18 protein-coding genes are annotated in these 13,409 nt (G+C 45.3%); 15 read left to right on the top strand and 3 right to left on the bottom strand.

From position 1 onward, the window contains the following. Nucleotides 1-74: 74 nt before the first annotated feature. From QUB06_RS01785 to QUB06_RS01775, 3 genes are all read right to left on the bottom strand, one after another. Nucleotides 75-524 carry a pyridoxamine 5'-phosphate oxidase family protein gene (locus tag QUB06_RS01785; protein ID WP_333142796.1) on the bottom strand — a complete coding sequence of 150 codons (450 nt, stop codon included), beginning with the start codon at nt 522-524 and terminating at the stop codon, nt 75-77. Then, nucleotides 524-646: a hypothetical protein gene (locus tag QUB06_RS01780; protein ID WP_333151715.1), complete on the bottom strand. Its 123-nt coding sequence runs from the start codon at nt 644-646 to the stop codon at nt 524-526. The genes QUB06_RS01785 and QUB06_RS01780 overlap by 1 nt, the downstream gene beginning before the upstream one ends. A gap of 94 nt (nt 647-740) precedes the next feature. Continuing rightward, on the bottom strand, nt 741-2,858 hold the full coding sequence (locus QUB06_RS01775) for a response regulator (protein WP_333142794.1): 2,118 nt from the start codon (nt 2,856-2,858) through the stop codon (nt 741-743). A 268-nt stretch (nt 2,859-3,126) separates the two neighbouring features. Between QUB06_RS01775 and QUB06_RS01770 the strand changes: the two genes are divergently transcribed. The 15 genes from QUB06_RS01770 (at nt 3,127) to QUB06_RS01705 (ending at nt 13,376) form a co-directional block, all read left to right on the top strand. Further along, nucleotides 3,127-3,486 (top strand): four-helix bundle copper-binding protein, encoded by a 360-nt coding sequence (locus QUB06_RS01770; RefSeq protein WP_333142793.1) that lies wholly within the window; start codon nt 3,127-3,129, stop codon nt 3,484-3,486. 30 nt (nt 3,487-3,516) lie between these two features. After that, a complete protein-coding gene (locus QUB06_RS01765) occupies nt 3,517-3,762 on the top strand; it encodes a hypothetical protein (RefSeq protein ID WP_333142792.1) in 246 nt (81 codons plus the stop codon). Nucleotides 3,763-3,830: 68 nt separating this feature from the next. Continuing rightward, complete coding sequence (locus QUB06_RS01760) at nt 3,831-4,451, top strand: DUF305 domain-containing protein (RefSeq protein WP_333142791.1); 621 nt, start codon at nt 3,831-3,833, stop codon at nt 4,449-4,451. 43 nt (nt 4,452-4,494) lie between these two features. Further along, nucleotides 4,495-4,746 (top strand): DUF2933 domain-containing protein, encoded by a 252-nt coding sequence (locus tag QUB06_RS01755; RefSeq protein ID WP_333142790.1) that lies wholly within the window; start codon nt 4,495-4,497, stop codon nt 4,744-4,746. A 50-nt stretch (nt 4,747-4,796) separates the two neighbouring features. After that, complete coding sequence (locus QUB06_RS01750; protein WP_333142789.1) at nt 4,797-5,486, top strand: isoprenylcysteine carboxylmethyltransferase family protein; 690 nt, start codon at nt 4,797-4,799, stop codon at nt 5,484-5,486. Further along, nucleotides 5,476-5,790 (top strand): DUF5676 family membrane protein, encoded by a 315-nt coding sequence (locus QUB06_RS34640; RefSeq protein WP_445251356.1) that lies wholly within the window; start codon nt 5,476-5,478, stop codon nt 5,788-5,790. The genes QUB06_RS01750 and QUB06_RS34640 overlap by 11 nt, the downstream gene beginning before the upstream one ends. Before the next feature lie 106 nt (nt 5,791-5,896). Then, a complete protein-coding gene (locus QUB06_RS01745) occupies nt 5,897-6,388 on the top strand; it encodes a DUF1269 domain-containing protein (RefSeq protein ID WP_333142788.1) in 492 nt (163 codons plus the stop codon). Nucleotides 6,389-6,443: 55 nt separating this feature from the next. Continuing rightward, complete coding sequence (locus tag QUB06_RS01740; protein WP_333142787.1) at nt 6,444-6,980, top strand: universal stress protein; 537 nt, start codon at nt 6,444-6,446, stop codon at nt 6,978-6,980. 141 nt (nt 6,981-7,121) lie between these two features. Then, a complete protein-coding gene (locus QUB06_RS01735) occupies nt 7,122-7,808 on the top strand; it encodes a methyltransferase domain-containing protein (protein WP_333142786.1) in 687 nt (228 codons plus the stop codon). Continuing rightward, on the top strand, nt 7,805-7,957 hold the full coding sequence (locus tag QUB06_RS01730; RefSeq protein WP_333142785.1) for a hypothetical protein: 153 nt from the start codon (nt 7,805-7,807) through the stop codon (nt 7,955-7,957). Before QUB06_RS01735 ends, QUB06_RS01730 begins: the two co-directional genes overlap by 4 nt. Nucleotides 7,958-8,075: 118 nt before the next feature. After that, complete coding sequence (locus QUB06_RS01725; RefSeq protein WP_333142784.1) at nt 8,076-8,270, top strand: heavy-metal-associated domain-containing protein; 195 nt, start codon at nt 8,076-8,078, stop codon at nt 8,268-8,270. A 55-nt stretch (nt 8,271-8,325) separates the two neighbouring features. Further along, nucleotides 8,326-9,465, top strand: coding sequence for a multicopper oxidase domain-containing protein (locus QUB06_RS01720; protein ID WP_333433931.1), 1,140 nt, complete (start codon nt 8,326-8,328; stop codon nt 9,463-9,465). Between the two features lie 55 nt (nt 9,466-9,520). Then, a protein-coding gene (locus QUB06_RS01715) for an IS5 family transposase (RefSeq protein ID WP_445251355.1) occupies nt 9,521-11,009 on the top strand; the annotation gives its coding sequence in 2 pieces (ribosomal slippage) (nt 9,521-9,958 and nt 9,960-11,009; 1,488 coding nt in all). Further along, nucleotides 11,006-11,701, top strand: a complete 696-nt coding sequence (locus QUB06_RS01710) for a multicopper oxidase domain-containing protein (RefSeq protein WP_333433929.1) — start codon at nt 11,006-11,008, stop codon at nt 11,699-11,701. The genes QUB06_RS01715 and QUB06_RS01710 overlap by 4 nt, the downstream gene beginning before the upstream one ends. A 139-nt stretch (nt 11,702-11,840) precedes the next feature. After that, nucleotides 11,841-13,376: an NAD(P)/FAD-dependent oxidoreductase gene (locus QUB06_RS01705; RefSeq protein WP_333142782.1), complete on the top strand. Its 1,536-nt coding sequence runs from the start codon at nt 11,841-11,843 to the stop codon at nt 13,374-13,376. The last annotated feature ends 33 nt before the right edge of the window (nt 13,377-13,409 follow it).

The following is a 13,409-nucleotide window of genomic DNA, read 5'->3' as shown; positions in this document are numbered from 1 at the left end:
GGGCGAAATTTTAGAGAGGCGATCGCCGAATTAAAATCAGCCTTCTAAAATAAGTTTGTCCAAATTTTTCGATTTCACTGACTGCTAACTCCATCAGTCGTGCGTCCGCTCATTTCATTCTCGTGAATGCGGTAGATTGCAATCACCTCTGCTCGTCCCCAAGCATCGATCCAGGTTCGATTGATCGCAGGCGAAAGTGTTGGATTCTGCGTTTTGACAAATTGCATCACCCGATCGATGTCTTGCTGCTCAGTGAGGCGTTCAGCGCGACCATTCACAACAACGCTGCGCCAGTGCACCAGATCGTGAACTTCTTCGATCTGTAAGCAAACTTTTGGATTTGCATCCATATACTCAGTCTTCATTCCCACCGTTGTGAAGATATATATTTCTGAGTCTTTGAGGTAATAGTGCATAGGCACAATATATGGATACCCTTCGCCTATGCAGCCGAGGTGTCCATATCCTACTTTATGTAGCAGTTCGTGTATTTCTTTTTGTCCCATTTCATCGATATCTAACATTACTGTTCTCCACTGCTAATTTCAAAATCATCGATCGCTACTAAAACTCTCTGATATACAAAACCTTCCCCAATGCCAGAATGCGCGCGATCGGAGGTAATTGTATGCAACAGTCCTTGCATACCCACTTTGACTGTAAGAAAACAATCTGAGGAACTTATGAGGAGTTAAGAAAAGTTTGAGGTTGAGAATGTTAATAATGAATTAAGACTTCGTTTATTGGAGAATAGCCCTAGAGTCTCCCGCCGAAAAAATACAAGCACACCCAGCAACTTTAGACTGATGCAAGGCTTCGGATGCGGCTTGATAAAGAGAAGGCAAATCCGTTCCATTATCTGGATATTGAGCAATTCCAGCGCTAAATGTGATCCGAAATTGAGTTTGCTCGGGAGCAACAAATTTTCTGTGGTGGAGCGTTGCTAATAATTGAGTGAGTCTTTGAATACCATCTGCCTTAATCATGCTAGATAAGGCAACCACAAATTCATCGCTCTCCCAGCGAGCAACGACTGCATTTTGCCTAAAAGTTTGCCGGAGCAATTGTCCCCACTGACGCATCACCATGTCGCCAGTATTGTACCCGTGACGATCGTTGATCTGTTTGAGATTGTCTAAGTCCAGAACTGCTAGACAGAGCGGCTGCTCCTGTTGATTTGCAAGTTGAAGGTATTTGTTTAAGTCTTGGGTTGACTTATTGCGGTTAGAGAGTTTGGTCAAATAATCTGTCTCAGCAGCATTCTGAAGGAGTTTGATCCGTTCTAGGCGATTGATGATGCGACTGACCAATTCTGGCCCTACGATCGGCTTGCTCACAAAGTCATCTGCACCCACTGAAAACATTTGATTGACGATCGCAGCATCGGTATGCGCCGTCAAAAAAATGATCGGCAAGCGCCCCCAGCGCGAATTGTTGCGGATAATTTTGCAAAGCTCAACGCCACTCACAGCAGGCATTTTCACATCTAAAATTAGCAGATCCGGTGAGCATGATTTCAACGTTTCCCAAAATCGTTGAGGATCGTTCAGCGTTGTTACGCTCAATCCCCAGGGTTCTAGGAACTCCTTCAGAGTTACAAGAATCTGGGGATCAGCATCGACGACCATCACCCGTTGCTTTGCTGTCTCTGCTTGTTGTGCCGCTTGTGCGATCGCTTTCAGCACTTGAGCCGGGGGCAAGGGTTTGTGTAAAAAACTATGTCCGCCGAGTTGGGCAACTTCTAGGCGATCGGTTAATTGATCGTGACTGGTAAAAACTAGAACTGGCACAGAAGGAGTTTGATGACTGAGCTTTGCCAGCAGCCTTAAACTCTCTGTTGTGGGATGAGTAATATCGGGATCGAGTAGCACAACGGTAGGCGCATCCTGCTCAATTTTCGTTTCGGCTTCGGAAAGTGTTGTGGCGATCGCGCTCCGAAATCCCCAGTCCACCGCTTCATTCATCAACTGTTGGGCCAGTTGGCGATCGGGATCGACGATCAATAACAAAGGACGCTCATCCGCAAACAAAGACTCTTCCGGCTCGCTCCCTTTTGTGGTTAAGTCGTTTGATGCGCGGTCAATTTCTGGACGTTTGGATAAGGCGCTGAGGGTTTGTGGTTGAATCGGTTGAGTCGCTTCATGAGACGTGAGTTGAGCCGTCTTGGTTGAATCAGCGATCGCTTCCAAGGGTTTAAGCCGATAACCCAGTCCATAAACCGTTTCAATCAAATCTGTGGGAGCGCCGACCCCTCTAAGTTTCTGTCGTAGCCCTTTAATATGAGTTCTCACGGCATCTTCGCTAGGAGTGTCTCCATAAGCCCAGATTTGATCCAAAATTACGCTGTAGGTAAATACTTGACGACCATTCCGCAAAAAGAACTCTAGGATCGAAAACTCCTTGGGACTCAAGGATAGAAGTTGCCCTGCGTAAGTAACTTCACGACTTGTTGGGTCGAGCCGCAAATTACCCTTCTCCAGCACAGATTGAAAAGTCGTGCCTGTGCGACGCAGCAAGGCTCGAATTCGAGCAATCAATAACTCCTGATCGAGCGGTTTCACCATGTACCCATCGGCACCTGCATCTAGCCCGATCGCTTGATCGTGACCACTGCCTCGCCCTGTTACCACCAGAATTGGCATTTTATAGTCGTGCGCTCTGACTCTACGACAGAGACTTATTCCGTCTAAACGAGGGAGCGTAATATCTATCAGCAGTAAATCATAGTTATAAACAACAATCAGTTCCCAAGCTGCCTCACCATCGTTAGCAACTTCAACCACGTAATTTTGGTTGGAGAGAATGCAAGTAAGTAGGTCGGCAATTGCCTCATCATCTTCTACCACCAAAATTTTCATCAGTCTAACTCCTTTACAGGCTGGTTGCGGTGTCAGGTGAGCGGAATCCTCCAATAATGATGGGAAAGAATGAAATCAGGATGAAATGAATTGCTCATCGCCAAAAAGCTGGAAAAATCTTCCTAAAGACGTAAACCTTGAATCGCTCATAGGTTTCTCATAGTCTGAGCGTAGCTTGAGAGATATAAGAACTTAGTCATCCCCTAACCAAGGTGAAGGGCATAACAATCCGTTCTTCGTTGTGTTGATTCTTTAGGAGCTTAAAACCATGACTACTACTACTACTAAATCTCATCAATCTCTGCTAGAAACCTGCATTCAGAATTGCCTCGACTGTCTTCGTGAGTGTGAGCAATGCGGAACCGCTTGCTTAACCAGTGACATGGTGCAGATGATGGCTCAATGTATTCAGCTATGCCGCGATTGCGCTGATACCTGTGCTCTCTGCGCTCGGTTCATGGCTCGTAATTCTGACCTGCACGCTCAAATGTGTGCGGTTTGTGCAGAAGCGTGCGATCGCTGTGCGACTGAGTGTGAGAAGCACGACCACGATCAGTGTAAAAAGTGCGCTCAAGCCTGCCGTCGTTGTGCTGAATCTTGCCGTCAGATGGCTAAAGCAACAGCATAAAACCTATTTATTTACCGCGTTGGCTGTTGCATGAGCGATCGCGCTCAACCATTATCCTACGCAACAGCCATCAGTGCAGAATCAGTACCCGCTTTAGCTGAGTTTTATCAAATGGAGCCATGCAAAATTGTTTTTATTGCTCCGATAAACTTCTCCGACACATCCAAGGTGGATCTATCCACTGGTTTTGTCGAAGTTGCTGGCAAAAAATGCCCGTTCCTACATCAAAAGCTGGACAAGCAAAAAGTTCTCTCTCTAGCTTTACATCGCTCATAAGTTTCTCACAATCTAAGCGTAGTTTAAAAAGTATAAGAACGTGATCATCCCTTAGCCAAGGTAAGTTTATGAATAAGAAGTTTTTGGTGTACAGCTTAGTCGGGTTACTTAGTAGTGGTGCTATTACTGGATTTGTCCTTATCAACAGCGAACAAGTTCAGTCATTACCTGCACCAAGAAATCCTCAACAACCCAGATCAGTCCGAGTCGATCAGCATTTTATCGAAATGATGATCCCTCATCACCAAGACGCGATCGCAATGGCTGATCTTGCTTTTAGTCGCGCCAAACGCCCAGAAGTTAAAAAATTAGCCCAAGCGATTAAAAAAGACCAAACTCGTGAAATTCAAGAGATGCGTAGCTGGTACAAACAGTGGTTCGGCAAAGAAGTCCCTGCACCTTCAATGAATGACATGGGCATGATGGGAGAGCACCACAACCAAGGGCAGGGCACAGGCTCAGGCATGATGGGTGAGGGCATGATGAGCATGAAAACTGACCTCGACGCGCTCAAGAAAGCCCCGGACTTTGACAAAGAATTTGTGCGACAAATGATTCCCCATCATCAAATGGCGGTGAAGATGGCGAAGATGGCATCTGAGCGTGCTTCTCATCCAGAAATCCGTACTTTGGCTCAGTCAATCATCACATCTCAGAGCGCTGAAATCGCACAGATGCAAGGATGGTAACAAGCCTGGAATCGCGAGTTGTTCTATTCACAAGGAGGTCTTTATGCACCAACATGGTTCATCAAATCAGTCCCAGCCCGATCGTCAGCCAACTCGTCTCAGCTTGCCAATTAAGGTTGTGCTGTATGTCTCGATCGGGATTATTGCGTACTTTTTGATTACAGAACATTGGGCGCATTTAGCGGGCTTTTTACCGTTCTCTTTACTGTTCATCTGTATATTCATGCACCTATTTATGCACGGAGCACATGGGGGACATGGAGGCGGTAACAGTGGCAATAGCCAATCTCGCTGAAGGAAATTATTCGGACTCTGTAAATAAATCTATTTCAAGGAGATCGAACCATGAGAGATATGAGTAACGTTCCTGCTTACGGACTGTGGGGATTAGTGATTATTAATTCCCTGATATTTATTATCTTTGCCTTTAGTTTCACCAAGCCGCGTAACCCAAGAGATTGGCGATCGTTCGGGGCGTTCTCAGCATTCATTGTGGCATTGTTCACAGAAATGTATGGGTTCCCCTTAACGCTTTACTTATTCTCAGGCTGGCTGCAAACCCGCTATCCAGGATTGAACATTTTTTCCCATGATGCTGGGCATCTGTGGTGGACATTCCTGGGGTGGAAAGGCGATCCTCATTGGAATCCGATTCACCTTCTGAGTAATGTACTAATTTTTGGTGGACTGATTTATTTAGGAAATGCTTGGGAAGTTCTCTACAAAGCTCAACGAAGTCATACATTGGCGGTTTCAGGGCCATATTCAACCATTCGCCATCCGCAGTATGTCGGCTTCATTGTCATCATGTTGGGCTTTTTGCTGGAATGGCCTACTCTCGTGACGTTGCTCATGTTCCCCATTTTGGTCGCGATGTATATCCGATTAGCTCACCAAGAAGAACGGGATGCCTTAGCAGAATTTGGTGAGGAGTATGCCCGTTATGCCGCACTGACACCTGCATTTGTCCCCTGGGGTCATCGCAACACTCAGAAAAAACTAGCTCATTCACAGGAGTCTCACCATGATCCATAGTATTCACCCGAACGAAGAAACCCGTATACGTAGTCATTCAGCGCTGAAGCTAAGTGTGCGATCGCTATTTCTTGCCACAGCGATTATTACAGGAATTGCTTATTTGATTTGCATTCTGTTTCTAACAGTGGCACCTGAGATAACGATGGGATTCTTTAGCTATGTTCTTCACGCTAATTTATCTGGTATTACCCGAAGCATTACCTGGGGAAGCTTTATTGTAGGTCTTGTGGTTTGGTCTGTGGGTACTGGTCTGTACGCTGCTTTCGTTGCTCGCCTCTACAATAAGCTTCCGGTGAGATAGAAAACAATGGTGTTCCTACCTTTTTTTGGGGACTAGGAACTGTGATTATCTTCGTGCAATTTTTTCCTTTTCAAAGCTGAGTGTTCATTTTAACAGGTAGAAAAATATGAGTGATCTAATTGTGATTGGCTTTCCTGATGAATTTAAGGCAGATGAAGTGTTGCTCGATCTCAGAAAAATGGAGCGGGAATATCTGATCGATCTAGAAGATGCAGCGATCGTGGTCAAAAAGAAAGATGGCAAAGTCAAGATTAAACAAACTCAAGAACTCGTCACCGGTGGCGCGTTAAGTGGCGGCTTCTGGGGACTGTTAATCGGCTTGATGTTTTTTGAACCCATACTGGGAATTTTGGGTGCAGCAGTGGGTGCGCTTTCCGGTGCCTTAACGGATATCGGCATTGATGATAATTTCATTCAAGAACTAGGCAACACGATCGAACCTGGAACCTCTGCCATTTTTGTTTTGGTGAGAAAGTCTACACCTGACAAGGTTTTGGACGACTTGAGCAAATTTGAGGGAAAAGTCCTACGAACTTCGTTATCTCACGAAGATGAGGCACAACTTCAGGCAGTTCTTACGAAAACCGAAGCAGGGTAAGTCGTAGCTCCAAGAAATCTCGAAGTTACCACTTATCATTCTGAAAGGAGATTCTATGTTTCACAAAATTCTAGTGGCGATCGATCAATCCGATCTGACCGATCATGTTGTTGAAATCGCGATCGCTCAGGCAAAAACGACCGGAGGCAGTTTGCTCCTGCTCCATATTATCCATATGCAGGAGAAAGGGTTTCCCCAGATCGAAGGACTTATCAGCGGAAGTTACAATCCTGAGTATTTTAATACAGAAGTACAGTTCTACGAACAGCATTGGAAAACCTACAAACAGATGGGCTTGAAGTTACTGCAAGCCTCTAGTGAACGGGCGATCGCAGCGGGTGTAGGTGCAGAATCTATGCAAAAAACTGGCGACTTTGTGGATAACCCCGGTGAAACCATCTGTGCGATCGCCCAAGACTGGGAAGCGGATCTGATCGTCATCGGGCATCGGGGACTGTCCGGTGTCAAAGAGTTAATTCAGGGGAGCGTCAGTAACTATGTGTTTCACCATGCACCCTGTTCTGTTTTGAGTGTGCAACATCCCATCACGATAAAAACTGAAAAAACTGAACCTACTCTCGCTCACACATAGGTCAGAGACTTACAGCAAATGGAAGAAAAATCGAATCAAGCCAACCTCATGTTGGTGCATATTATGTCACCCGGTGAGAAGGGTGTCCAGACATTAGCAGCAGCTACTAGCATTATTACTCCATATCAATGAGGTTTCACAATGGAATGGACGGTTGGATGGTGGCAGGTTTCAGTTCAACGAGTTTATCCAACAACTACACAACTGTCTCAAACCTATAACAAAGCTGCCATCTGGTGGCATCAACTTGTTCGTCTTCTGGGTTATCGTCATGCTTATCGAGAGCTATGGCGATCGCTAAAAAACGCTGATATTTTGCTTGACTGGCAAGATAACCTGAACATTTGTGATTGTGGTATTGGCACAGCGGACTTCAGTCTGGCATTTGCTCAAACTATTAATCCAACAATACAGATTACTGGAGTCGATGTCTCATCGGAGATGCTCAAAATAGCCGATCAACAACTCAGTCAGGCAAATATTCGTCATCAAATCTGTCAAAGTGATGTGAATACGTTGCCATTTGCAGACCATTCTTTTGATGGTGTCATGAGTGCCTATATGCTTGAACATTTACTGAATCCAGCACAGGGATTACAAGAAATGGTCAGAGTTTTGCGTCCGGGCGCACCATTAGTTCTTGTGGTGACTCGATCGGGACTACTCGGCTCACTCATTCAGTGGCATTGGGGCACTCGATGTTTCACCCAGGAAAAACTCTCAGCGCTGATACGTGAAGCCGGGTTAAATCGCGTTCAGTTTTTCTCGTTCCCAATAGGATTAGCTCGCTTCACCAGTATGGCTTGTATCGGCTTTAAGAAATCATGATATTTCTAAAAATCTGGTGTTTGGCGATCGCCTTTCCCCTGATCTATTTTATGCGGCTCAAATCTGTCAGTGAAACTATCCTTGAACTGGATGCAGGCTTCCTAATTATTATTAGCTTTGTGGTACTCGTACTCACCCAACAAGCATAAGTGTACAGATTACTGCCCGCACAGTGAAGCTGAACTGGTTGAAAAGTGGAGAAAAGCATTGCTGATTGTCCAAAACGTTTTTCTTGACTGAACCACACAAAAATAAGGATTTGACATTATGAAACTCCAATTAAAAGTTCCCAATATGACCTGTGGTGGTTGTGTAAACACCATTACTAAAGCGATTAGAACAGTCGATGCTAAAGCTACCGTTCAGGGCGATCCAAAAACCAAGATTGTATCAGTGGAAACTCAAGCCTCAGAAGCTGCAATCAAGGATGTAATTACGGCGGCTGGCTACCAAGTGGCTTAACAAAGTTCTGAAGGGACAAGACAAGCTTATTGACGTATTCAGAAATGAGAGCGATATGCCCATTAAAACCACTTACCAACATCCCCTAACCCGCCGAAACTTTCTTCGAGGGACTGGATTTGCAGGCGGACTTGTCATCGGAAGCGGAATTCACAGCCTGCTATCGAGTTGTTCGCCTCAATCTTCCACCACAGAAATGGCTCAGGGGAACACCGTAGCCCGTGGGCCGAATGCAAAATTTATTCCCGATATTGAAATCAACCTGAAGGCTGCACCGACAACGGTTCCAATCTTGCCGGGACAAATGACCCAAGTTTGGTCTTACGCAGCACAACTGGTCAAGGGCGACCCAAACAGCTTACAAACCATTCCCGATAGTTATTTAGGCCCCATTATTCGCGTTCGCAAAGGTCAGCGCGTGCGGGTCAACTTCCAAAATAACCTTCCTCAAGGGCAAGCCAGCATTGTGCATTGGCATGGATTGATTTTACCAGAGGAGATGGATGGACATCCTCGCTTTGCGATTCAGCCAGGACAGACCTATATCTACGAGTTTGAGGTGATTAATCGGGCAGGTATGAACTGGTTTCATCCTCATCCAGACGGGCTTACAGGGCAGCAAGCCTATGCTGGCTTGGCGGGGCTATTTATAGTGACGGATCAAGAAGAAGCGACCCTTAATCTACCCACCGGGGCTTATGAGATACCGATTGTGCTGCAAGATCGTACCTTAGATGCCAATAATCAACTCCTCTATCTCGGCAGCAAAATAGGTACCCCCCGTAATAGCAACATGGGTGGGATGCAACAGGATAACTCAGGTCAATCCAGCAATGACATGAGCAGCATGATGGGCTTTTTGGGTCAAAAGATATTCGTGAATGGTAAGCCCAACTTCACACTTTCTGCGGCGACACGAGTCTACCGCCTTCGCCTCTTAAATGGATCTAATTCACGTATCTACAAGCTTGCGTGGAGCAGTGGCGATCCACTGACCATCATTGGCACTGATGGTAGCTTACTGCCTCGACCTACCGAACGAAAGTATGTCATGTTAGCGCCAGGTGAGCGGATTGATGTTTGGGCAGATTTCAGTAAGTTGAAAGTTGGTACAGAAGTATCTCTAAATAGGGCTTGCTGGATAAGTGCAGAAAGGTTACACGGCGCGGTTATACGATCGCGCGATCGAGAGTAAAGTGCAAGAAAAACAGGTAAAATAGGTCAAAACCCGTGCATCACCACCTGCGATCATGTACAGAAAAGCTGAGCTTGCCCCAAGCCCCTCATCCGAGTTTGAACTGCCCTTCGGAGGAAGGTTGTCTGCTGACAACCGTTGGGTAAAAATGGCTCAACTAATCCCATGGTCAGAATTTGAGTCAGAATATGCCCAAAACTTCCCCACCGAAAAGGGGGCACCAGCCAAATCCTTTCGGATGGCATTGGGGGCATTAATTATTAAAGAAAAATTAGGGATTAGCGATCGGGAAACAGTAGAACAGATCCGGGAAAACCCCTATCTACAATACTTCATCGGTCAATCAAGCTACAGCAACGAACTACCATTTGACCCATCTTTATTAGTGCACTTTCGCCAAAGAATTAGCCCCAACCTAATTAATAAAGTGAACGAACGCATGGTCGAAAAAATGCGAGAAATTACCCCAATCCCACCCGAAAAAAAAAAAGAATTCGGACGCCAAAAATGAGTCAACCAATCGCGGTAAACTAATCGTAGATGCAACCTGCGCTCCCGCCGACATTACCTATCCGACCGACTTAGGACTATTAAACAGAGCCAGAGTTCATACAGAAAAAATCCTAGACATCCTGTATAAACAAATCAAAGAAAAAATCCATAAAAAACCAAGAACCTACCGTAATCTAGCAAGAAAAGACTACTTAGCAGTAGCCAAACAAAGACGACCCACCCGCAACAAAAGAAGACAGGCAATAAAAAAACAACTTCAATACATCAAAAGAAACTTAGCTCATATTGAACAGCTAATGGATGCGGGTGCGACTCTAGAAGCTTTGAACAAAAAGCAATATAAAACCTTTCTAGTCCTCACAGAAGTCTATCGCCAACAGCTCTGGCTATTTGAAAATAACAAACAGAGTATTGAGGATAGAATAGTAAGTTTGAGCCAACCCCACATCCGTCCCATAGTCAGGGGAAAAGCAGGGAAAAGCGTAGAGTTTGGAGCCAAACTATCAGCCAGTTGTTTTGAAGGATATGTATTTCTAGACCGAATGAGCTGGGATAGCTTTAACGAATCAGGGGACTTAAAAGCACAAGTAGAAGCATATCATAGGTTCACGGGTTACTATCCAGAGTCGGTTCATGCTGATCGCATTTACCGTACAAGGGAAAACCGAGCATGGTGTAAAGAAAAAGGAATTAGAATCAGTGGGCCGCCCCTAGGAAGACCGCCAGCAAACGTCAGTAAATCAAAAAACAAGCAAGCCGCTGATGATGAAAGAATTCGCAATGCGATTGAGGGCAAGTTCGGGCAAGGTAAACGAAGATTCGGTCTGAATCGAGTGATGGCTAAACTCGATAATACATCTGGTACAGTTATTGCAATTACTTTTTTAGTTATGAACCTTGCTACCTGGTGGCGCCGGGTTTTTTGTGTGTTTTTATGTCTATTTGGAAAAAGAACACCTGTTTTTAAATTGAAGATAATCTACAATTATCGTTGGGTGGAATCGATGCAGAAAATACTTATCTTTAGTTGAGTTTGAATATATCGATCGCTCCTGTTCATAGTTTGCGATCGATTATTCAGCAAGCCCTAAATAGTCTGGCTTTTTCAGGAGCAGAAAATGTAGGAGGTAGCAGCATGAGCGGCATGATGAGTTCTGACAATGCCCCGGAACTTGGTTCAGCGATGATGCTATTCAACGTCAAGATTGAGCGCAAAGAAAAAGAAACTCTGCGACTCCCCACTCAACTAGCAGCCCTACCACTATTGCGTCCAGAAGATGCCGTTAATGCCACCCAGCCACGACCTATTGAGCTTTCTCTCAAAGGTATGAAATGGGTGATTAATGGGCAGCCCTTTGAAATGAATACTGCATTACCGCAAGAAACCGTAAAGCTAAATTCGATCGAACAGTGGGAGATTATCAATAAACTCAACCCCGGAGCCATGATGGATGCGAAGGGGATGGCGCACCCTATCCATCTACACGGCGTGCAGTTTCAAGTTATTAGTCGGGAAGTGCTGCCAGAACTTGCCGCAGGATGGCAAACTGTCAAGGATGGCTATGTAGACGAGGGCTTGAAGGATACTGTAATGGTAATGCCGGGTGAGCGAGTGAAGCTGCTCATGAAATTTGAGAAATACAGCGGCTTATATACATACCACTGTCATACCTTAGAGCACGAAGACGCTGGCATGATGAGAAATTATCGAGTCAAGGAATAATCAGGCATCTATCAGGCTAGTTAACCCGCTGTAATTGGTTCTAACTTCAATTTCAAAGCCTTTCACTGGATGTCTAATTCTGAGGCTACAGGCGCTACAGCGATCTTGTAAAGATGTTTATTGTTCGAGGGACTCTCTTATGAAACCGGATTACCTGATTATCGGCAGTGGTTTATCAGCATTGACCTTTGGTGCTTTGATGGCAAACTCCGGCAAGACTGTGCAAATCCTCGAAGCTCACGAGCATCCAGGGGGATTTGGGCATACGTTTACAATGGCTAAAAAGTATACATTCAATGCTCAATTTCACTACGTCTGGAACTGTGGTGAAGGGCAAACTGTCAATCAAGTGCTCAAAAAACTGGGCTTGGATAAGGAAGTAACTTTTGAACGTTATGACCCGGACGGCTTTGACCATATGCGAATGCCAGGGTATGCGATTGATATTCCGTCAGAGCCAGAAGAACTGATCCAGCGATTATCGGCTCTATTTCCGGCACATGGCGATCGCATTCGCCAATTCGTTAACGAAGTAGAAAAGACTGGCGTAGGCTTGAAAATAATTGCTCCTCCAATTAAGCCGATTAAATTACTCAAACACCCAAGTGAAGCATTATGTGCTTTCCAGCATCTCAACAGCACACTTCAAGATGTATTTGACAAGTTTCAGCTACCCCAAGCCGCTCAAACCCTATTGGCTCTGCAATGGCTTGATTTTTTATTACCTCCAAATCAACTCTCGTTTTATGCTTGGGTGGCATTGTTCCGAGGCTATCAAGCAGGTGCATTTTACCCAACCCAGCATTTTGAGGATGTGATTAATTCCTTAGTCAAGGTGATTGAATCACATGGGGGAGAGGTGTTGCTAAACCATGAAATCACGAATTTTAGAGTCACAGACAGAACGGTTACGGGAGTTCAGGCAATGGATCTCACCAATAATCAAACCTCCGAATTTACGGGTGATACGGTGATTTGCAATATTGACCCTCAAAGAGCCGCCAAGATGATCGGTGAGGAAAAGTTCTCCAAAACTGTGCGTCGAAAACTTAACTATGAATATTCGGCATCTAACTACATGGCGTATTGCGTCGTCAAGGATATCGACCTGCGAGACTATGGATTTGGCAAGTGGAACCTCGCCCATAGCGGGCATCAAGACCTGAATGAATCCTTCGCACAGATGTACGATCGCCATGACTTTTCTAATCCTAGTTTTGCGATCACAACGCCTACTTTACTGACGGAAGCGAGTCGAGATTGCCCAGAAGATTGCCAAATTGTGGAATTTCTCACAGTTGCCAATTACGGCTATTTCAAGCAATTGCGGGAGAGCGATCGCAAAGCTTACAACCAGAAGAAGCAAGAAATCTTGGATTCCATCCTGGATGTTGTGGAAAAACACTATGTGCCGAACTTTAGAAAGCACATGGTCTTCCATATTACGGGCAGCCCGACCACCAATGAACGCTTTTGCTGGTGTCCCAGTGGGAATTCTTACGGCTCCATTCTGACACCGCGCAATGTGGGTCTAGGGCGACTGAATCATGAAACCTCACTCAAGCAGTTCTATTTCTGTAATGCCTCATCTGGCTATCCAGGCTTTGCTGGCACAGTTTGGACGGGAGCATTGCTCTATCAACGATTATCGGGCGACGTGCTTTTAGACGACTAAACAGATGATGTCTACGACGAACTACGCCTACGC

It is taken from the genome of Microcoleus sp. D2_18a_D3 (assembly GCF_036702455.1).
GTDB lineage: Bacteria > Cyanobacteriota > Cyanobacteriia > Cyanobacteriales > Microcoleaceae > Microcoleus.
This window is presented reverse-complemented; position numbering and strand designations above follow the sequence as displayed.